This is a genomic window from Cellulomonas sp. NPDC055163 (assembly GCF_053607065.1).
Genome location: NZ_JBSGSU010000006.1, coordinates 308,989 through 328,250, shown reverse-complemented (window position 1 = coordinate 328,250; position 19,262 = coordinate 308,989). Strand labels below are relative to the sequence as shown.

General features: G+C 75.1%; 17 protein-coding genes. 7 read left to right on the top strand and 10 right to left on the bottom strand.

Annotation, left to right across the window (positions count from 1 at the left end):
• Nucleotides 1–183: 183 nt before the first annotated feature.
• The 3 genes from fbaA to ACWFNE_RS14040 form a co-directional block, all read right to left on the bottom strand.
• A complete protein-coding gene (fbaA, locus tag ACWFNE_RS14050; RefSeq protein WP_452123045.1) occupies nt 184–1,203 on the bottom strand; it encodes a class II fructose-bisphosphate aldolase in 1,020 nt (339 codons plus the stop codon).
• Nucleotides 1,204–1,282: 79 nt separating this feature from the next.
• The gene (locus ACWFNE_RS14045; RefSeq protein ID WP_452123125.1) at nt 1,283–1,993 is read right to left on the bottom strand and encodes a TrmH family RNA methyltransferase; all 711 of its coding nucleotides are present in this window, start codon (nt 1,991–1,993) and stop codon (nt 1,283–1,285) included.
• Nucleotides 1,994–2,259: 266 nt separating this feature from the next.
• Nucleotides 2,260–3,696 (bottom strand): pectate lyase family protein, encoded by a 1,437-nt coding sequence (locus ACWFNE_RS14040; RefSeq protein WP_452123044.1) that lies wholly within the window; start codon nt 3,694–3,696, stop codon nt 2,260–2,262.
• Nucleotides 3,697–3,890: 194 nt separating this feature from the next.
• Between ACWFNE_RS14040 and ACWFNE_RS14035 the strand changes: the two genes are divergently transcribed.
• The 3 genes from ACWFNE_RS14035 to ACWFNE_RS14025 all read left to right on the top strand — a co-directional run bounded on the left by ACWFNE_RS14035 (nt 3,891) and on the right by ACWFNE_RS14025 (nt 6,063).
• Nucleotides 3,891–4,634 carry a VTT domain-containing protein gene (locus ACWFNE_RS14035; protein ID WP_452123043.1) on the top strand — a complete coding sequence of 248 codons (744 nt, stop codon included), beginning with the start codon at nt 3,891–3,893 and terminating at the stop codon, nt 4,632–4,634.
• A 61-nt stretch (nt 4,635–4,695) separates the two neighbouring features.
• A complete protein-coding gene (locus tag ACWFNE_RS14030; protein ID WP_452123042.1) occupies nt 4,696–5,469 on the top strand; it encodes an HAD-IIA family hydrolase in 774 nt (257 codons plus the stop codon).
• Between the two features lie 111 nt (nt 5,470–5,580).
• Nucleotides 5,581–6,063: an ATP-binding protein gene (locus ACWFNE_RS14025; RefSeq protein ID WP_452123041.1), complete on the top strand. Its 483-nt coding sequence runs from the start codon at nt 5,581–5,583 to the stop codon at nt 6,061–6,063.
• A gap of 277 nt (nt 6,064–6,340) precedes the next feature.
• Here the strand turns inward: ACWFNE_RS14025 and pyrE are convergent, their stop codons facing one another.
• Nucleotides 6,341–6,937, bottom strand: a complete 597-nt coding sequence (pyrE, locus tag ACWFNE_RS14020) for an orotate phosphoribosyltransferase (protein ID WP_412868408.1) — start codon at nt 6,935–6,937, stop codon at nt 6,341–6,343.
• Nucleotides 6,938–6,997: 60 nt separating this feature from the next.
• The gene (locus ACWFNE_RS14015) at nt 6,998–7,807 is read right to left on the bottom strand and encodes an SDR family NAD(P)-dependent oxidoreductase (RefSeq protein WP_452123040.1); all 810 of its coding nucleotides are present in this window, start codon (nt 7,805–7,807) and stop codon (nt 6,998–7,000) included.
• Between the two features lie 189 nt (nt 7,808–7,996).
• Between ACWFNE_RS14015 and ACWFNE_RS14010 the strand changes: the two genes are divergently transcribed.
• The 3 genes from ACWFNE_RS14010 to ACWFNE_RS14000 all read left to right on the top strand — a co-directional run bounded on the left by ACWFNE_RS14010 (nt 7,997) and on the right by ACWFNE_RS14000 (nt 10,781).
• Nucleotides 7,997–8,797: an exodeoxyribonuclease III gene (locus ACWFNE_RS14010; RefSeq protein WP_452123039.1), complete on the top strand. Its 801-nt coding sequence runs from the start codon at nt 7,997–7,999 to the stop codon at nt 8,795–8,797.
• A 106-nt stretch (nt 8,798–8,903) separates the two neighbouring features.
• On the top strand, nt 8,904–10,016 hold the full coding sequence (locus tag ACWFNE_RS14005; protein ID WP_452123038.1) for a DUF4190 domain-containing protein: 1,113 nt from the start codon (nt 8,904–8,906) through the stop codon (nt 10,014–10,016).
• A gap of 51 nt (nt 10,017–10,067) precedes the next feature.
• Complete coding sequence (locus ACWFNE_RS14000; RefSeq protein ID WP_452123037.1) at nt 10,068–10,781, top strand: DUF4190 domain-containing protein; 714 nt, start codon at nt 10,068–10,070, stop codon at nt 10,779–10,781.
• 25 nt (nt 10,782–10,806) lie between these two features.
• Here the strand turns inward: ACWFNE_RS14000 and ACWFNE_RS13995 are convergent, their stop codons facing one another.
• The 3 genes from ACWFNE_RS13995 to ACWFNE_RS13985 all read right to left on the bottom strand — a co-directional run bounded on the left by ACWFNE_RS13995 (nt 10,807) and on the right by ACWFNE_RS13985 (nt 15,519).
• Complete coding sequence (locus ACWFNE_RS13995) at nt 10,807–12,228, bottom strand: GntP family permease (protein WP_452123036.1); 1,422 nt, start codon at nt 12,226–12,228, stop codon at nt 10,807–10,809.
• A 109-nt stretch (nt 12,229–12,337) separates the two neighbouring features.
• Nucleotides 12,338–14,839 carry a beta-glucosidase gene (locus ACWFNE_RS13990; protein ID WP_452123035.1) on the bottom strand — a complete coding sequence of 834 codons (2,502 nt, stop codon included), beginning with the start codon at nt 14,837–14,839 and terminating at the stop codon, nt 12,338–12,340.
• Between the two features lie 80 nt (nt 14,840–14,919).
• The gene (locus ACWFNE_RS13985; protein WP_452123034.1) at nt 14,920–15,519 is read right to left on the bottom strand and encodes a TetR/AcrR family transcriptional regulator; all 600 of its coding nucleotides are present in this window, start codon (nt 15,517–15,519) and stop codon (nt 14,920–14,922) included.
• Nucleotides 15,520–15,773: 254 nt separating this feature from the next.
• Between ACWFNE_RS13985 and ACWFNE_RS13980 the strand changes: the two genes are divergently transcribed.
• Nucleotides 15,774–17,420 (top strand): methyl-accepting chemotaxis protein, encoded by a 1,647-nt coding sequence (locus ACWFNE_RS13980; RefSeq protein ID WP_452123033.1) that lies wholly within the window; start codon nt 15,774–15,776, stop codon nt 17,418–17,420.
• A 59-nt stretch (nt 17,421–17,479) separates the two neighbouring features.
• Here the strand turns inward: ACWFNE_RS13980 and ACWFNE_RS13975 are convergent, their stop codons facing one another.
• Both ACWFNE_RS13975 and ACWFNE_RS13970 read right to left on the bottom strand, forming a co-directional pair.
• A complete protein-coding gene (locus ACWFNE_RS13975; RefSeq protein ID WP_452123032.1) occupies nt 17,480–18,562 on the bottom strand; it encodes a Gfo/Idh/MocA family protein in 1,083 nt (360 codons plus the stop codon).
• A gap of 157 nt (nt 18,563–18,719) precedes the next feature.
• Entirely contained in the window at nt 18,720–19,220 is a 501-nt protein-coding gene (locus tag ACWFNE_RS13970; RefSeq protein WP_452123031.1) for a heme-degrading domain-containing protein, read from the bottom strand.
• Nucleotides 19,221–19,262: the final 42 nt, after the last annotated feature.

The following is a 19,262-nucleotide window of genomic DNA, read 5'->3' as shown; positions in this document are numbered from 1 at the left end:
GTGGGGGGGGGGGGGGGGGGGGGGGGGGGGGGGGGGGGGGGGGGGGGGGGGGGGGGTTGGGGGGGGGGGGGGGGGGGGGTGCGGGGGGAGGAGAGGGGGGGAGGGCCCGGGGCCCGGGGGGGTCCCCCCCCCCCCCCGGGCCCTCGGTCCGTCAGGTCGTGCTCAGGCTGCTGGGCGCGAGGCTCAGAGCTTGTGGCCCGCCGAGCGGAGCTGCTGCGCCGCCTCGACGAGGCGCGCCGCGAGACCGGCCTCGGCGGCCTTGCCCCACACGCGCGGGTCGTACATCTTCTTGTTGCCGACCTCGCCGTCGATCTTCAGGACGCCGTCGTAGTTCGCGAGCATGTGCGCCGCCACCGGACGCGTGTACGCGTACTGGGTGTCGGTGTCGATGTTCATCTTGATGACGCCGTTGTCGACGGCCTCCGCGATCTCGGCCTCGGTCGAGCCGGAGCCGCCGTGGAAGACGAGGTCGAACGGGTTCTCCTTGCCGATGGCGTCGCCGACGGCCTTCTGGATCTCCGCGAGGATCGACGGGCGCAGCTTGACGGCGCCGGGCTTGTAGACGCCGTGCACGTTGCCGAACGTGAGGGCCGTCAGGTAGCGGCCCTTCTCGCCCGAGCCGAGCGCCCGGACCGTGGCCAGGCCGTCCTCGACGGTCGTGTACAGCTTGTCGTTGATCTCGGCCGTGTGGCCGTCCTCCTCGCCACCGACGACGCCGACCTCGATCTCGAGGATCGTGCGGGCCGCCTGGGAGAGCTCGAGGAGCTCCTCGGCGATCACCAGGTTCTCGTCGAGCGGCACGGACGAGCCGTCCCACATGTGCGACTGGAACGTGGGGAGCTTGCCGGCCTTGACCTGCTCGGCCTCGAGGGCCAGGAGCGGGCGGACCCACGAGTCGAGGTTCTGCTTGGCGCAGTGGTCGGTGTGCAGCGCGACCGTCACGGGGTAGTTCTTGGCGACCTCGTGCGCGTACGCGGCGAGGGCCAGCGAACCGGCGATGCGGTCCTTGATCGTCGAGCCGGACGCGTACTCGGCGCCACCGACGGACACCTGGATGATCCCGTCGCTCTCGGCGTCCGCGAAGCCCTGGAGGGCCGCGGTGAGCGTCGAGGAGGACGTGACGTTGACGGCCGGGTACGCGAACTTGCCGGCCTTCGCCCGGTCGATCAGCTCGTTGTACACCTCGGGGGTAGCGATGGGCATCGCGGGCATCTCCTGCGGGTAGAGGGGTGTGCTTCCCCCCGAGTCTGGCACGTCCTCCTCCCGGCAGCGCCGGGACGTCCTACCCAGCGGACGCGGCGTCCGGGGGCGGGCCGGCGTGCTGCGCGACCCACGCGTGCATCGCGATCGCGGCGGCGGCGCCCGCGTTGATGGACCGCGTCGAGCCGAACTGGGCGATGTGCAGCACGTCGCGCACGCCCGCCCGCGCGGCGTCCGAGAGCCCGACGGACTCCTGCCCGAAGACGAGCACGCACGCGCGCGGCAGCGGGTACCCCTCGAGCGGGACGGAGCCGGGGAGGTTGTCGACGCCGAGGACGGGGAGCGCGCCGCCGTCCGGTCCCGCGGTCGCCGCCCACGCCAGGAGGTCGTCGACCGTCGGGTGGTGGCGCACGTGCTGGTAGCGGTCGGTCACCATCGCGCCGCGGCGGTTCCAGCGGCGGCGGCCGACGATGTGCACCTCGGCCGCCGCGAACGCGTTGGCGGTGCGCACGACCGAGCCGATGTTGAGGTCGTGGGCCCAGTTCTCGACGGCCACGTGGAACGGGTGCCGGCGGGTGTCGAGGTCCGCGACGACCGCGTCGAGGGCCCAGTACCGGTAGCGGTCGACGACGTTGCGCCGGTCGCCGTGCGCGAGCAGCTCGGGGTCGTAGCGCGGGCGGCCGTCGGGTCCGGCGAGCTCGGGCCAGGCCGCCGGGCCGCCGGGCCACGGGCCGACGCCGACGCCGTCCTGCGGCTCCGGTTCCGGCGCGGTGTCCTGCACAGCGCCCGGCACGCCGTCGGGCACGCCGTCCGGCACGCAGTCCGGCACGGCGTCCGGCGCACTGTCCGGCACCGCGTCCGGCACCGCGTCCGGCACCGCGCCGGGCGCCCGGTCGCGCGCGGGCGTGGAGGTCGGGTGCTGCGGGCGGCCGGTCGTCACGGCACCATCCTCCGCGACGAGCCCGGCCACCGGCGCGTGTCGCCGGGCGGGTGGACGCACGCGCGCCCGGCGCCGTCCCCGGGGGGAGGCGCCGGGCGCGGTGCCCGGTGGTGCTGCGGTCAGGAGCGCTTCTCGAAGTACCGGTCCGCGCCGGCCTCCTTGCGGACGATGCTCGCGACCCGGTTCGTCGGGTCGACGCGCTCGACGTACGTGGGCGTCCACCCGGCCTCCGCGCCGAACGGCGTGCCGCCGGCGGCGACGAACGCGTCGAGCGCGCTGACCGGCCGGCCGTTGACCCAGGTGCCCTTCTCGGTGAAGCGCGTCGCACCCCAGTTCGTCAGGATCGCCGACGCCGGGGTGCCCTTCCGCAGCTTGAACGCGTTGTTCTCGACGTAGAGCGAGGACTCGGTGCCGGGGCCCCAGTAGTACTGGAGCAGGTCGTCGTCGTCCTCGGCCTGCACGTAGAGGTTGTTGTAGACGTGCACCTGCCCGTAGCGCACGCGCGGGGCGCGCTGGCCGACGCCCTCCCACAGGTTGTGGTGGATCGTGACCTTGAGCGTGCCGACGTCCGCGGGCCGGCTGTTCGACGAGCCGATCAGCATCGTCTTGTCGTGGTTGAGGAACCGGTTGTAGGAGACCGTGACGTAGCTCGACGAGTGCGTGATGTCGAGCAGCCCGTCGTGCACCTCGAACGGCCGGCCGAACACCTCGGGGAGCGACTCGTGGGGGTGGTCGCCGTCGTCGAAGGTGCTGTTCGCGACCCACACGTTGGTCGACGTCCACACGGAGACGTTGTCGTAGGCCGAGTTCCAGTTGCCGGTCTCGCCGTCCGTCGGGTCCCACTGCGGGAAGCAGTCGTACGCGTCGGAGAACGTGAGGTTGCGCAGGATGACGTTGCGCGCGTCCCGGATGCGGATGTTCGCGCCGACGATCCGCGCGTCGCCGAGCCCGACGATCGTGACGTTCGAGCCGACGTGCTGCTGCGTCTGCTTCGCCTGGAGCGCCGCCGCGGCGACGCGGGCGTCCTCGAGCGGGCCGGCCGGGTCGGCGGTGCCCCACACGGCGGGGTCGTAGGCGGCGACGTAGTCGTCCATCGAGAAGGTGACCGACGGGTCGCCGCCGACGGGCACCTGGCTCGCGAGGTCCTCGCACGTCAGGCGCCGGCCCTCGCCCGCGTCGAAGGCGTCGATCTCGCCCTCGACGTAGACGATCCGGGGCGTCGTGTCGGTGCGGGCGCCCGTGCCGCCGAGCGCCGCGCGCAGCTCCGCCCAGGTGCGGACGGTGAACATGTGCGCGGCGTCCGCCGTGGAGCCGCCGGTCGTGCCGCCGTTCGCCGCGGCCCAGCCGTCGCGGGCGCCGAGCACCTCGCGGCCGAGGTCGCGGCCGTCCCGGTGGGGCGGGCGGTGGTCGGTGCCCGCGTCGGCGGCGTGGGCCGGGGCGACGGCCACGGCCGTCAGGGCGACGGTCCCGGCGGCGGCGACGGCGGCGAGGCGGGCGACCCGGCTGCGTGGCCGGGGTGCGGCGGGTGCGGGTCGGGCGGGTGCGTCGAGGGGCATGCGGAGACTCCCTTGTCTCGGTCAGGAGCGCGCGGCGACGCGTGCGGCGAGGGGTCCGCACGTCGCCACCGGCGCTGCCGCTCACCGTTCCACGCGCTGTGGGAAAGCGCAATCCCCACATCGTCGCGGACTCCGCACGTCCTCGTCACCGGACCCGCCACCGCGCTCCACGTCGGCCCCGTACCCTGGAGCACGTGCTCCTTGCTGCCCTCGACGCGACCGTGTCCGCCGCCGTGTCCGCCGGCGGTGCCGTGCCGGCCCTCGGCCCGGACTTCCTCGACGCCGACCACCTGATCCGGTCCTTCGGCGCCTACGCGCTCATCGGCGTCGTCGTGGTGGTGTTCATCGAGACGGGGCTGCTGTTCCCGTTCCTGCCCGGCGACTCGCTGCTGTTCACCGCGGGCATGCTCGTGGCGCAGGAGGAGATCTCCGTGCCGCTGTGGGCGCTGTGCCTCGCGCTGTTCGCGGCGGCGTTCATCGGCGACCAGGTCGCGTTCTTCATCGGCCGCAAGGCCGGCCCCAAGATCTTCAGCAAGCCGGACTCGCGGTTCTTCAAGCAGTCCTACATCGACCAGACGTACGCCTACTTCGACAAGTACGGCGGCCGCACGATCATCGTCGCGCGCTTCGTGCCGTTCGTCCGCACCTACGCGCCCGTCGCGGCCGGCGTCGGCAACATGAAGTACCGCCACTTCGTGTCGTACAACGTCGTCGGCGCGCTGCTGTGGGGCGTCGGGGTCACGGTGCTCGGCTACTTCCTCGGCAACGTCACGTTCGTCAAGGACAACATCGAGCTCATCCTCGTCGCGATCGTCGGCATCTCCGTCGTCCCGATCGTCGTCGAGCTCCTGCGCGCCCGCAGCAAGAAGCGCGACGAGCGGTACGACGAGCCCGAGGAGCGCGCCCGCGTGACCCGCGAGGACATCGCCGGAGAGTGACCCGCGGCGCGGGCCCGCACCGGCACCGCGCGCCGACCCGCACGACCCGAGGGGGACCGCGATGACCCGCACGATCCAGAGCTGGCTCACCGACATGGACGGCGTGCTGGTCCACGAGGGCGACGCGCTGCCCGGCGCCGCCGACTTCGTGGGCGCCCTGCGCGACGCCGGACGCCCCTTCCTGATCCTCACCAACAACTCGATGTTCACGCCCGGCGACCTGCAGGCCCGGCTCGCCGCCGCGGGGATCGTGGTGCCCACGGAGGCGATCTGGACGTCGGCGCTCGCGACCGCGCAGTTCCTCCTCGACCAGCTCCCCGACGGCAGCGCCTACGTGATCGGCGAGGACGGCATGACGGGCGCGCTGCGCGACGTCGGCTACACGCTCACGGACACCGACCCGGACTACGTCGTGCTCGGCGAGACCCGCACGTACTCGTTCGACGCCATCACCCGCGCGATCCGGCTCATCAAGGGCGGCGCACGCTTCATCGCGACGAACCCCGACGTGACCGGGCCCAGCGCCGAGGGCGACCTCCCGGCGACGGGCGCGGTCGCCGCGATGATCACCGCCGCGACCGGGCGCAAGCCGTACTTCGTCGGCAAGCCGAACCCGATGATGTTCCGGTCGGCGCTCAACCGCATCGACGCGCACTCGGAGACCACCGCGATGATCGGCGACCGCATGGACACGGACGTCGTCGCGGGCATCGAGGCGGGCCTCCAGACCTTCCTCGTCCTCACCGGCTCGACGCGCCGCGAGGACATCGCCAGGTTCCCGTTCCGGCCGAGCCACGTGCTCGACTCCATCGCGGACCTCGTCGCGCGGGTCTGACACCGGGCGAAGTGCGCCCGCGGACGCGTCGTCCGCTCGCCTCGATCCCGCCGTGGGCCTACGGTCGCGGAGTGCGTAGGGCAAGCTGCGCGCACCTACTCGAGGAGCACCGTGGCCGACCCCAGGACGACCGCCCCAGGACCGGAGCAGGACGCCGAGTCCGACGACGGGCTGCGCAGCTCCGACCCGCCCGCGAGCTTCTCGCTCGTGCGGACGTGGACGCTGGACTCGGCGCGCCAGCTCGGGGAGCTGCGCGCGGAGATCCTCCGCGAGGTCACGGCGGACGGCGCCGTGCCGCAGGCGGAGCTCGGCCCCGTCGCGCACCACATGGTGCTCGTCGCCTCGGAGCTCGCGACCAACGCGCTCGAGCACGGCAAGCCGCCCACCATCGTCCGGCTCATGCGGGACGGCTCGCGCTACCTGCTCGACGTCGCGGACCACGACCTCAACACGACGCCCTACGTCGCCGGCGCGCGCATCCCCGGCAACGGGGGCTTCGGGCTGCAGATCGCCCGGCGGCTGTCCGTCGACGTCGGGTGGTACACCGCGGAGGCGACCAAGCACGTCTGGGCGGTCTTCCCCGGCCAGGGCTGACCCCGCACGCGTGACCGGCGCCGGACCCCTGCGGACCTCGGGGGTGCGGCGCCGGCCGCGTGCGCGGGGTGGCGCGGGTGGGAGCTCCGGCCCGGCGGCGGCGTGCACGGGTGGGGCGGGTGGGGGTTACGGCCCGGCGGCATGCGCGGCCGGGCCGCGTAGGGGGCGGCCGACGTGCGCGCGTGGGCGGCGTCGGCCGGCGCGGACGGCCTTGGACGGCGCAGGCGTGGTCGGCCGGACGCCCTCCCGGCCGACCGGAGCCCGTCGGGCAGGCGGCTCAGGCCAGGCCCAGGTCCGTCAGGTCGAAGAGGTAGTGGTACGGGACGCCGAGCGCCTCGATCGCCTGCTGCGCGCCCGTGCCGCGGTCGACGATGACGGCGACGCCCAGGACCTCGGCACCGGCCTCGCGCGCGGCCTCGACGGCCGTGATCGCCGAGCCCCCGGTCGTCGACGTGTCCTCGACGACGACGACGCGGCGGCCCGCGACGTCCGGGCCCTCGATGCGCCGCTGCAGCCCGTGCGCCTTGCCCTCCTTGCGGACCACGAACGCGTCGAGGTCGAGCCCGCGCGACGCCGCCGCGTGCAGCAGCGCGGTCGCCACCGGGTCCGCGCCGAGCGTGAGCCCGCCCACGGCGTCGACCTCGGCGGTCCCGAGGCCGACCTCCTCGAGGCGATCGAGCAGCAGGTGCCCGACGAGCGGGGACGCGCGGTGGTGCAGCGTGATCCGGCGCAGGTCCACGTAGTAGTCGGCCTCGCGGCCCGACGAGAGCGTCACGCGGCCGCGCACGACCGCGATCTCGGAGATGAGGTCGCGCAGCTGCTCGCGCGGCGTCGGGGACAGGGTCAGGCCCTCGGGGCCGGTCGGGGAGGTCACAGCCGCCAGGCTACCGAGCACGGCCGCACCGGCGCCGAGGTGCCCGTGCGGCCGGGGTCCTCAGTCGGTGAACCCGTGGTCCGACTCGGAGGCGTCGGACGCCGCCGCCGCGAGCCGGGCCCGGTAGCTGCCGAGCGCGCGCACCGCGGAGCGCGGCAGGAGCCGGGCGACACCCGCGGCGGCCTGGTACCGCAGGCTCGGGGTCGAGATGACGACCCCGCGGCGCACGTCCGCGAGCGCGGCCGCGACCACCGCGTCGGCGTTGAGCCACGCCATCTCGGGGAGCGCCGTCATGTCGATGCCCGCGCGCTCGTGGAACTCGGTGTGCACGAACCCCGGCTGCAGCACCGTCGCCGTCACGCCCGTCTCGCGCAGCTCTACCGCGAGGCTCTCCGTGAACGTGCGGACCCACGCCTTGTGCGCGGAGTACGTGCCCGACGCGAGCAGCGCCGCGAGCGACGACACGTTGAGGATCGCGCCCCGCCCGCGCCGCGTCATCGACTCCGCTGCGGCGTGCGAGAGGACCATGACGGTCCGGACCATGAGCTCGAGCGAGCGCTCCTCGTCCTCGAGCTCGCCGTCGAGGAACCGCTTGCGCAGCCCGAGGCCGGCGTTGTTCACCAGAAGGCCGACGGGACGCTCGTCGGAGCGCAGCCGCTCGGCGACCCGCTCGACGTCGGCACGGTCCGCGAGGTCGGCCGTGAGCACCTCGGCGTGCACCCCCGCGGCGGCGTGCAGCTGTGCCGCGAGCCGCTCGAGGCGCTCGGTGCCGCGCGCCACCAGGACGACGTCGTGCTTCGCGGTCGCCAGCTGCCAGGCGAACTCCAGCCCGAGGCCGGCGCTCGCACCCGTGATCATCGCGGTACCCATGGCCGACACCTTACGGACCGCCGGACGCCCTTGTCAGACGATGCGGGAGCCCGTCGGGAGGCGTCCGGGTGGGTCGCCGGCCGGTCGCTCGTCGGGCACGGCCCGCTCGCTTGTCGGGCACGGGCCGGTCGCTCGCCGGTCGCGGGAAGGTCGCGGGCAGGTCGCCGGCCGGTCGTTAGCCTGGCCCGCATGCGCCTCGCCACATGGAACGTCAACTCGATCCGAGCCCGCGCCGAGCGCGTGCTCGCGTTCCTGGAGCGGAGCGGCACGGACGTCCTGGCGCTCCAGGAGACCAAGTGCAGGGACGAGCAGTTCCCGTACGCGATGTTCGAGGCGTCGGGCTACGAGGTGACGACGAGCGGGTACAGCCAGTGGAACGGGGTGGCGATCCTCTCCCGCGTGGGCACGCAGGACGTCGAGCGCGCGTTCGTGGGTCAGCCCGCCTTCGGCGAGGAGCCGGTCACGGAGGCCCGGGCGCTCGGCGCCACGTGCGGCGGCGTGCGCGTGTGGAGCCTGTACGTCCCGAACGGCCGGGCGGTCGGCGACCCGCACTACGCCTACAAGCTCGAGTGGCTCGAGCGCCTGCGCGTGGCGGCCGGCGCATGGCTCGACCCGGCGGCGGGGGGCGACCCCACGGCGCAGGTCGCGCTCGTCGGGGACTGGAACATCGCCCCGCTCGACTCCGACGTCTGGGACGTGACGGCCTTCGCCGGGGCGACGCACGTGACCCCCGCCGAGCGCGCGGCGTTCGCGGCGATCGGCGCGGCCGGCTACACCGAGGTCTCGCGGCCGCACACCCCGGACGGCGCGTACACGTACTGGGACTACAAGCAGCTCCGGTTCCCGCGCAACGAGGGCATGCGGATCGACCTGGCGTACGCCTCTCCCGCCCTCGCGGCGCGCGTGACCGGCGTGACGATCGACCGCGAGGAGCGCAAGGGCAAGGGCGCCTCGGACCACGTGCCCGTGATCGTCGACCTGGCGGACTGACCCGCTCAGGTCGCGAGTCCGCCCCTCTCCGGTCCACCCTGACGGGGACGAGCATCACCCGGCTCACGGGCTCGGCAGCACCCTCCCACGCACTAGGTTCGACGCCATGAGCACGACGCCCGGGTGGCCCCCGTCGGACCCCGAACCGCACAACCCGTTCGCCGCCCCGGGCGCCGACCGGCACACGCCGGCCACCGGCCCTGTCGCCGGCTCGGGCTACCCCGCCGCTCCCCCGCCGAGCGGCTACGAGGCGGTCTCGCTGAGCAAGCCCGGGACGCCCGCCACCGGGTACGGCGCGACGCCCGCACCCGGGTACGGCGCAGCGCCGGCGACCCCGTACGGCCAGGCGCAGCCCGCGTACGCGCAGCCCGGGTACGCCCAGCCCGGGTACGCCCAGCCGGGTCAGCAGCCCGCGTACGCGCAGCCCGGGTACGCGCAGCCCGGGTACGCGCAGCCCGGGTACGCCCAGCCCGGTTACGGCTACCCGCCGCCCGGCACGTGGGGACCGCCCGAGCCGCCGCTCGACGGCCTCGCGGTCGCCGCGATCTCGACGAGCGGCGCGGGCGTGTTCCTCGGTGGCGTCACCGGGCCGGTCGGCATCGGGCTCGGCATCGCGGCGCTGCGGCGCATCCGGCGCACGGGCCACCGGGGGCGTGGCCTGGCGGTCGCGGGGATCTGGGTCGGCGCCGTCATGACGCTGTGGCTCGTCGCACTGATCGCGCTCATGGTCTACGGCTTCACGACCGACCCCGACGGCACCGGCAGCCTCGCGGAGAGCTTCGAGCAGGGGTTCGAGGAGGGCATGTACGACGACACGCTGCCCCCCTACGAGCTCACCACCGCGCTCGCGCCGGGCGACTGCCTCGTGCGGGTCCCCTACGACTACGACCTCGTCGACGCCCGGACGGTCGACTGCGCGCAGCCGCACGGCGGCGAGGTCGTCGCCGTCGTCGAGATGAGCGGCCCCGTCACCTACGAGTTCGACAGCGAGGACCCGGCGTACGACGAGGCCTGGTCGGACTGCCAGGTCGCGGCGTCGGAGCTCGCGCCGCGCATCGTGGGCTACGACGTGGGCGTCGACGTGTTCTACCCGCACCCCGACGAGTACGCGGCCGGCCGCACGTCCGGCTACTGCGTGCTCGACGGCTGGGACAGCGAGCTCACGGGCTCGCTCGTCGCGGGCGGGCTCGTGGTCGACGGCGAGCCCGTCGCGCCCTGAGCCGCCACGCCGCCGTCCGCCGGTCCGCGCCGCTCGGTTAGGTTCGTGCCCATGAGCGCAGCGCCCGGCCCGCAGCCGTCCGGACCCGGCCCCGCCCGGCCCGGCGACCCGTTCGCGTCGTCCGCCGAGCCGTACTACGCGCCGGGCTGGGAGGCTCCCGCGGTCCCGGTCGAGCCCACCGCCTGGGCGTCCGTCGTGGTGGGCGTGCTGGGCGGCGGGCCGGTCGCGCTCGTGCTGGGCCTCGTCGCCCGGGCCCGCGTGCGCTCCCGCGGCCGGCGCGGTGGTCGGCTGGCGCTCGCCGGGATCGCCCTCGGGGTACTGGGCACGCTCGCGTGGACCGGGGTCGTGATGGGCTCGGTCCTGACGTCGCGGGCCGAGCGCCCGCTCGCGGGCGACGTCGACGCACGGCGCGAGGTGCACGCGCGCCAGCTCGTGACCGGCGTGTGCCTCGCGGAGCTGCCGCCCGACGGTCCCGTCGACACCGTCACGGCCGTGCCGTGCGCCGACCCGCACGCCGCCGAGGTCGTCACGCAGTACGCGTTCTCGCAGGACGCGGTCTGGCCCGGGCAGGAGTCGGCCGACGCGCGCGTCGCGTCGGCGTGCGCGCTGAGCGACGCGGAGGTCGAGCAGGGGGTTCGCCCGGTCACGTGGGCGCCGACCGAGCAGTCCTGGGGGCGGGGCGACCGCTCGGGGGTGTGCCTCGCGACCGTCGAGGGCGGCGGGATCACCGGCTCCTTCCTCGACGGGACCGTCACGCTGCCGTAGTCGCGCGGCGGCGCGGAGCCGCGCGTCAGACGACCAGGCCCAGCAGCAGGATGACGATCAGCGCGACGACCGAGAGCACGCACTCCATCAGCGACCAGGTCCGGAACGTCTGGCCGACCGTCATCCCGAAGTACTCCTTGATGAGCCAGAAGCCGGCGTCGTTGACGTGGCTGAGGAACACCGAGCCCGCGCCGATCGCGAGCACCAGCAGCGCGACCTCGGTGACCGGCAGGTCCGCGGCGATCGGGGCCATGATGCCCGCGGCGGTGATCGTCGCGACGGTCGCCGAGCCGGTCGCGAGTCGGATCAGGACCGCGACGAGCCAGCCGGCGAAGAGCGGCGAGATCGGCGCGTCGCCGAGGGCGCCCGCGATCACGTCCCCCACGCCGGAGTCGACGAGCGTCTGCTTGAACCCCCCGCCCGCGCCGACGATGAGCAGGATGCCCGCGATGGGCCCGAGCGAGGCACCGACGAGCGAGCTGACCTCGTCCCGGTTGCGCCCGAGCGACGTGCCGAGCAGCACGAGCGAGGTGAGCGTCGTGATGAGCAGCGCGACGAGCGGGGTGCCGACGAACAGCGCGACGTCGTGCAGCGGGCTGTCCGCGAGCCCGGGCACCGACTCGACGAGCGTGCGCGCGAGCATGAGGACGACCGGGAGCAGCACGATCGTCAGGGCGACCGGAGCGGTCGGGCGCCGGGGCGCGTCACCGCCGTCGTCGTCGGTCTCCTCGCCGAGGAACGTCGCGGGCGCCTCGATCGGCACCCACCGGGCCATCGGCCGGGCGAGCACCGGACCGGCGATCGCGACCGTGGGGATCGCCACGAGGAGGCCGAGCCCGAGCGTGATGCCCAGGTTCGCGTCGAGCGCGGCGATCGCGGCGAGCGGCCCGGGGTGAGGCGGGACGAGCCCGTGCAGCGCCGAGAGTCCGGCGAGCGCCGGGATCCCGAGCAGGATGAGCGGCTGGCGGGTCTTGCGCGCGGCGATCATCACGACGGGGATGAGCAGCACCACGCCGACCTCGAAGAACAGCGGGATCCCGATGACGAACGCGATGCCGGCGAGCGCCCACGGGAGCCGTCGCTCGGGGGTCCTGCCGAGCACGCCGTCGACGATGACGTCCGCACCGCCGGAGTCGATGAGGAGCTTGCCGATGATCGCGCCGAGCGCGATGAGCACGCCGACGCCCGCCACGGTCGTGCCGAGCCCCACGGTGAAGCTCGTGAACGCGTCGAGGAAGGGCACGCCCGCGACGACGGCGAGCACCGCGGACCCGACGGTCAGCGCCAGGAACGGGTGCAGCTTGAGCCAGACGATGAGCGTGACGAGGACGACGATGCCGACGACGGCGGCCACGACGAGCCGGGCGTCGGACACGTCCGGCGCGTCCTCGGCGGCCCGCACGAGGCCGGAGCTGATCACGTGCGGGACGTGTGCGGCGCTGGACATGTCTCACCTCGGGTCGTGGGCGGACCGTGCCTGCTCACCGTGGCACAGGGCGGGTCCGAGCACATCCCGGAGCCGCCCGGCGCGACCAGGCACCGGCCCGACCGCCGCGTCAGACCTCGACGGTCGTCGTGAGGTCGGTCGTGCCGGCGTGGCGGGCGACCTCGACGGTGAACGTGCCGGGCTCGGTCGCCCAGCCGTGCGCGGCCGTGTCCCAGTGCTCGAACGCGCGCGGCAGGACGACGACGTCGGCGGTGACCGTCGCACCGGCCTCCGCCTCGACGGACGCCCAGCCCGCGAGCCACCGCACCGGGCGCTCGACCGCGCTGCCCGGCCGGCTCAGGTACACCTGGACGACCTCGCGCCCGCGGCGGTCGCCGGTGTTCGTGACGGAGACGGTGGCCCACCGGATCCCGCCGCCGTCCGTGCGGACCCACACGTCGTCGTACGACCACGTCGTGTACCCGAGCCCGAACCCGAACGGGTACGCCGGCGCCGCACCCGCGCGCAGCCACGCGCGGTGGCCGAGGTGCACGCCCTCGTCGTAGCGGACGACGCCGTCGCGCGGGGTCACGTCGAGCACCGGCACGTCCTCCTGCGTCGCGGGCCACGTCGTGGGCAGCCGCCCGCCGGGCTCGGCGGCGCCGGTCAGCACGTCGGCGAGCGCGTGCCCGTACTCCTGCCCGCCGAACCACGTGAGCAGCACGGCGGCGACGTCGTCGCGCCACGGCATCACGACGGGCGACCCGGAGTTCACGACGACGACCGTCCGCGGGTTCGCGGCGGCGACCGCGGCGACAAGGTCGTCCTGACGCCCGGGCAGGGACAGGTGCGTGCGGTCGAAGCCCTCGGACTCGACCTTCTCGTTGGTGCCGACGACGACGACCGCGACGTCCGCGGCGCGGGCCGCCTCGACGGCCTCGGCGATCAGGTCGTCGGGCCGGTCGACGACGGGACGCCAGCCGGCGGTGAAGCCGAGGACGCCGGGCAGGTCGGAGCCGTCGGGCATCGACGGGATTCCGGTCATGGGGTGCGTCCAGCGCAGGCGGTACGTGCGCCCGGCCTCGACCTCGACGCGCACGGCGGCGCTCGGCGGGGCCATGAGCGCGGCGCCGACGTCCTCGGGGGCCACGTCGAGCTCCTCGTTGAGGACCGTCTCGCCGTCGACCGCGAGCGCCGTGCGGCCGAGCACCGCCCAGCCGAGCTCGACCGGGCCGCTCCCGGTGGGCGTCCAGTCGGTCTCGGCGTCGACGTCGTGCCCGACGGGTGCGTTGCCGAGCCACATGAGGTCGGTGGCGCGCCGGACCTCCTCGAGCAGCACGCCGCCCTCGGCGTCGAGGAAGCGCACCCGGATCCCGGGCTCGCCGGTCGCCGGGTCGCGGATCTCGTCGAGCGGGAAGGGCAGGACGCCGTCGTGCACGAGCGCGCCGGTCGCGTGGGTCACGGTCGCGCCGGGGAACGCCGCGCGCACCCCGTCGAGCGGCGAGACGGTCTCGACGGGGACGACGGTCGCGGAGCCGCCGCCCTGGGTGCGCGGGCGCAGCGCGCTCTGCCCGACGACAGCCACGCTGGTCGGCGCCGTTGCGGCCCCGCCGAGCAGTGGCAGGATCCCGTCGTTGCGGACCAGCACGATGCCGCGCGTCTCGACCTCGCGGGCGAGGGCGATGTCCGCGTCGTCGGTCGGGCGGCGCGCGCCGTCCGCCGCCCCGCCCGGCCCGGTCGTGGCGCCCCGGTCGGCCGCGTCGACCCCCTCGAGCGCCCCGACCCGGGCGGCGAGCAGCAGGATCCGCCGGACCTTGTCGTCGACCGCGTCGAGCGGGACGTCCCCGGACTCGACCGCGTCGACGAGAGCGTCGCCCCACGGCCCCACGGGCCCGGGCATCACGAGGTCCTGCGCGGCGGCGGCCGACGCGAGCGAGCGCACCGCCGTCCAGTCGGAGATCACGACGCCGTCGAAGCCCCACGAGCCCTTGAGCGGCTCGCTCAGCAGGGGGTGCTCGGTCATCGTCGTTCCGCCCACGGCGTTGTACGCGCTCATCACGGACCACGCGCGCCCGGCCGTCACCGCACGCTCGAACGGCGCGAGGTAGACCTCGTGCAGCGCCTGCTCACCGACCTCGACCGACGCGGAGAACCGCTCGGTCTCGAAGTCGTTCGCCACGTAGTGCTTGGGGCACGCTCCGACGCCGTTGTCCTGGCAGCCGCGCACGAACGCCTCGGCGAGCGCCCCGGTCAGCAGCGGGTCCTCGGAGTACGCCTCGAAGTGCCGGCCGCCGAGCGGGCTGCGGTGCAGGTTGATCGTCGGCCCGAGCACGACGTCGACGCCCTTGCGGCGCGCCTCGTGCGCCGCGGCCACGCCGTAGCGGTAGGCGAGGTCGGTGTCCCACGTCGCGGCCAGCGCGGTCGCGCTCGGCAGGTTGAGCGACGGGTCCCGCTCGTCCCACTCCGCGCCGCGCACGCCCGAGGGCCCGTCCGAGACGACCACGGTCCGCAGGCCGACCGCCGGCTCGGCGTGCAGCGACCAGAAGTCGGCGCCGGTGAGCAGGCGGACCTTCTGCGGGAGGGTCAGGCGCGCGAGCAGCTCCTCGACGCGGGTCTCGGCGGGCGCAGTCATCGTCGACCTCGTTCTTCCGTGCGGCGGGTGTCGGGGTCCTGCTTACCAGCCGGTCCGACGGCGCGCCCGGGGCTCCCGGCTCAGACGCGGACCGCGAGCCGGTCGTCGAGGTGCTCGCGCACGGTCGCCGCCATGTCGACCGCGTCCCGGTCGAGCAGCCACTGGAGCTGCAGGCCGTCCATGAGCGCGACGAGCGAGCGCCCCGCCGTCACGGGGTCGGTGCCCGGGCGCAGCGCCCCCTCGGCCTCGGCGACCCGGAACGCCTCGACGCACAGCGCGACGACGCGCGCGTACCGGTCGACGAAGAACGAGTGGGCCGGGTGGTCGGGGGCCGTCGCCTCGGCGGAGAGCACGCAGTACAGCTCGACGAGCCCGGGCGACTGCGCGTTGTGGGCCACGACGTCGACGAGGTGCCGCAGCGCGTCGACGCCCTGGCTCGTGTCGAGCTCGAACTGCGCGCGGTCGAGCCGGTCGCGCCGGTCGAGCACCGCAGCGAGCAGCGACTCCTTGGTCGGGAAGTGGTGCAGCAGCCCGGGGTGCGAGAGCCCGGCGCGCGCCGCGATCTCGCGCAGCGACGCTGCCCGGTACCCCACCTCGCCGAACAGCACCGTGGCCGCGTCGAGGATGCCCTCCCGCTTGGCCCGGCCCTTCGCGTACCCGCGCAGCGACTCGTCAGCCACGTCGCCCCCTCGGTCGTCTCGCCCCCGGAGACGGAGCACCTGGTCAGGCGTCCGACAGGGACGAGGGTAGCGCTCCCACACCCCGTCACGGCGACCGGTTTGTGGACGTCCCGAGGAGCGGGTGTGCAGGTCGGAGGCCCGGGCTGCCGGAGTGTCGGGGCCGGGCTGCCGGGTGTCGGGGCCGGACCCTCATGTCGGCGCACCGGTGACCGATACGTGGGACGACCGTCCCGACCCGTCCGTGGAGGACCCCCGTGACCACGACCCCGACCCGGACGCCCGCCGCCCCCGGCCCGCCCGGTCCCGCCGCGTCCGCTGCGCCCGCCGCGCGGAGCCTCGCCGACCTGCCCGTCCGCGTGCGCATCCTCGCCGGCGTCCTCGTCATGGCGGTCGTCGTGGTCGTCGTCGGCTCCGTGGCCACGCTGCAGATCCGCGGGCTCGAGCGCAACGCGCACGACCTGTACGCGGAGAACCTCACCGAGCTGAACTCGCTCGCGTCCATGCAGCGCTCGCTCGCGTCGAGCCGCGCACGCGTCCAGGAGTACTCGCTCGCCGACGCCGACCGCCGCGCCGAGATCGCGGGCGAGGTCGAGGAGCTCCACGTGGCGATCGACGACGCGATCACCGCCTACCGGCCGCACGCGATCGACGACGCGGCGGTCGAGGGGTTCGCCGTCGCGATCGACGAGTACCAGGCGGTCGTGCCGGGCCTGTACGAGATCGCCGACAGCGGGGACCTCGCCGGGTTCCAGGCGTACTTCACCGAGGCGATGCGCCCGGCGCTGTCCGACGCGGGCGACACGCTCGAGCTCGAGCGCGAGGCGCAGGCGGCCAGCGCGCAGGAGCGCAACACGGTCGCGACGCGGTCCACGGCGAGCGGGCTGCGGCTCATCCTGCTCGTCGCGGGCCTCGGGATCGCCGCCGCGGTCGGCCTGGCGCTCGTCGCCGCGCGCACCGTGACGCGGCCGCTGCACGCCGTCGGGCGCTCGCTCGAGGCGATGGCGGCGGGTGACCTGACGGTCGACGCGGGCGTGCGCTCGCGCGACGAGGTCGGGGCGATGGCGCGGGCGCTCACGAGCGCGCAGCACAGCATGCGGGCGGTCATCGGCCAGGCGCGCGACTCCGCGCTCGAGGTCGCGGCGTCGTCCGAGGAGCTGTCGCTGACCTCCGAGCAGCTCGCCGTCGCGACCGAGGAGACGTCGGCGCAGGCCGGGGCCGTCGCCGCCGCCGCGGACCAGGTCAGCGGGAACGTCCGCACGGTCACCGCGGGCGCGCGCGAGATGGAGGCGTCGATCGGCGAGATCTCCCGCAACGCGAGCACCGCGGCGCGCGTCGCCGGCGACGCCGTCGAGCTCGCCGGGTCCACGACCCAGACGGTCGCGTCGCTCGGCGACTCGAGCGCGCAGATCGGCAACGTCGTCAAGGTCATCACGAGCATCGCGGAGCAGACGAACCTGCTCGCGCTGAACGCGACGATCGAGGCGGCGCGCGCCGGCGAGGCGGGCAAGGGCTTCGCGGTCGTCGCCGGCGAGGTCAAGGAGCTCGCCCGCGAGACTGCGAAGGCGACCGAGGACATCGCGGCCCGCGTCGCCGCGATCCAGGCCGACGCCGCGGGCGCCGCGGAGGCGATCGGGCGGATCGCCGAGGTCATCGCCGAGATCAGCGACGTCCAGACGACGATCGCCTCGGCGGTCGAGGAGCAGACGGCCACGACGACCGAGATGGGGCGCAACGTCGCCGACGCGGGCGCCGGGACCGACGAGATCGCCCGGAACGTCGCCGGGGTGGCGTCGGCGGCGTCGGTCGCCGCCGAGGGGGTCGCCCAGACCCGCAGCGCGTCGCAGGACCTCGCGCGCCTGTCGAACCAGCTCACCGAGGCGATGACGCGCTTCACGGTCTGAGCCGCACGGCGTGGCGGCCCCCGCACCCCCGGTCGTGGGGGCGCGCGGGGCGCGCGGCGTCACTCCCCGGGGAAGACCACGCCCAGCTGGCGGCGGACCTCGTCGGCCGTGCGGAGCACCGCGACGGTCTCGTCGAGCGGCTGGAGCGGGGACTCCGTGCGGCCCTCGGCGACGTAGCGCGCGAGCGCCGCCGCCTGGAAGCACAGCCCGGCGTGCCCGGTGATGCGGTTGTCGTCCCAGGTGACGCGCTCGTCGCCGGCGACCATCGTCACGCTCGTCGGCGTGAAGAACTCCCCGCCGAGCTCGAGGCGCGCGCGCGAGCCCGTCACGGTCCCGGTCTGCGGGGTCGCGCCGAGCATCGTCGTGAAGACCTGCGCCTGCACGCCGCTCGCCCAGCCGAGCTGCACGAGCGCCTGCGCGTCGACCCCGGTCGGCGCGAGCACGCCGGTCGCCTGGATGCTCGTGGGCTCGACGGCGAGGGCCGTGGCGCCCGCTCCCCCGGCGTGACCCGCGACGAGCTGCGCCCACGCGAGCGGGTAGATGCCGAGGTCGAGCAGCACGCCGCCCGCGAGCTCCGGGTTGAGCAGCCGGTGCGTCGGGTCCGGGTCGGCGAGCACGCCGAAGTCGCCGGTCACGTGGTGCACGTCGCCGAGCGCGCCGTCGTCGAGCAGCTGGCGCACCACGTCCGTGTGCGGCAGGTAGCGCGTCCACATGGCCTCCATGACGAAGACCCCGGCCGCCCGGGCCGCGGCCACGACCTCGGCGGCCTCGGCGGCGTTGCGCGTGAACGCCTTCTCGACGAGCACGTGCTTGCCGGCCGCGATCGCGAGCAGCGCCTGCTCGCGGTGCTCGCTGTGCGGGCTCGCGACGTACACGACGTCGACCTCGGGGTCCTCGACGAGCTGCGCGTACGAGCCGTACGAGCGCTCGATCCCGTGCTGGGCCGCGAACCGCGCCGCGCGCTCCGCCGACCGCGAGCCGGCGGCGACGATCCGCTGGTTCGTGCTCGCCAGCACCGTCTCGGCCCACATCCCGGCGATCCAGCCCGGCGCGAGGATCCCCCAGCGCAGCGGCGGGGCGTCCGACGGGTCGGGGAAGCGGGGTGCGGGCAGGGCGGCGGGCAGGACGCGTGCGGCGGTCATGACGCGCACGCTACCGGCGGCGCCCGACCCGCACCGCGGGCGCCCGCGGGCGGGCAGCGGCGAGCGCACCGGGTCGCCGAGCGAGCGCCGGTCGGCGGACGCACGCGGGCCGGCGAGCGAGCGCACGCGGGCCGACGGGCCCCGCGGGCGGGCGCGCTCAGGCGAGGAACGCCGTGAGTCCCTCGACCGCGAGCGCGTGGTCCTCGGCCTGCGGCAGGCCCGAGACGCCGAGGACCCCGGCCAGCGCGCCGTCGACCCGCAGCGGCACGCAGCCGCCGTGCGCGGCGTACCGCTCGGGGTCCAGGCCGGCGGACTCCTCGAACGTCGTGCCCTCGACGCGGAACCGGGTGCCGACGGCGAACGACGAGTGCCCGTAGTGCCGGACGACGGCAGCCTTGCGCCCGAGCCACCAGTCGTTGGCCGGCGTCGAGCCGGCGAACGCGCGCTGGAACACGGTGTGCGGGCCCTCCTCGCCGTCGAGCTCGACGCGCACGACGACGCTGAGTCCGCGCTGCTCGGCGAGCCCGGCGACGAGCACGCCGAGGCGCCAGGCGTCGTCGTGGTCGAGGTGCGGGAGCACGAGCTGCTCCTCCTGCGCGAGCAGCTCCGCGAGCAGGGCGGGGTCGCTGAACGGGACGGTGGGGGTCGCGTCGGTCATCCGACGGACGGTACCCGACGGGTCCGCGCGCCGTGCGCGGGC

What these genes read in the sequence shown, in the direction of transcription:
- ACWFNE_RS14005 (WP_452123038.1), top strand. Translation starts at nt 8,904, where the DNA reads ATGAGCACGACGCCCGGGTGGCCCCCGTCGGACCCCGAACCGCACAAC.
- ACWFNE_RS14010 (WP_452123039.1), top strand. Translation starts at nt 7,997, where the DNA reads ATGCGCCTCGCCACATGGAACGTCAACTCGATCCGAGCCCGCGCCGAG.
- ACWFNE_RS14030 (WP_452123042.1), top strand. Translation starts at nt 4,696, where the DNA reads ATGACCCGCACGATCCAGAGCTGGCTCACCGACATGGACGGCGTGCTG.
- ACWFNE_RS14015 (WP_452123040.1), bottom strand. Translation starts at nt 7,807, where the DNA reads ATGGGTACCGCGATGATCACGGGTGCGAGCGCCGGCCTCGGGCTGGAG.
- ACWFNE_RS13990 (WP_452123035.1), bottom strand. Translation starts at nt 14,839, where the DNA reads ATGACTGCGCCCGCCGAGACCCGCGTCGAGGAGCTGCTCGCGCGCCTG.
- ACWFNE_RS13995 (WP_452123036.1), bottom strand. Translation starts at nt 12,228, where the DNA reads ATGTCCAGCGCCGCACACGTCCCGCACGTGATCAGCTCCGGCCTCGTG.
- ACWFNE_RS13975 (WP_452123032.1), bottom strand. Translation starts at nt 18,562, where the DNA reads ATGACCGCCGCACGCGTCCTGCCCGCCGCCCTGCCCGCACCCCGCTTC.
- ACWFNE_RS13970 (WP_452123031.1), bottom strand. Translation starts at nt 19,220, where the DNA reads ATGACCGACGCGACCCCCACCGTCCCGTTCAGCGACCCCGCCCTGCTC.
- ACWFNE_RS14040 (WP_452123044.1), bottom strand. Translation starts at nt 3,696, where the DNA reads ATGCCCCTCGACGCACCCGCCCGACCCGCACCCGCCGCACCCCGGCCA.
- ACWFNE_RS14000 (WP_452123037.1), top strand. Translation starts at nt 10,068, where the DNA reads ATGAGCGCAGCGCCCGGCCCGCAGCCGTCCGGACCCGGCCCCGCCCGG.
- fbaA (WP_452123045.1), bottom strand. Translation starts at nt 1,203, where the DNA reads ATGCCCATCGCTACCCCCGAGGTGTACAACGAGCTGATCGACCGGGCG.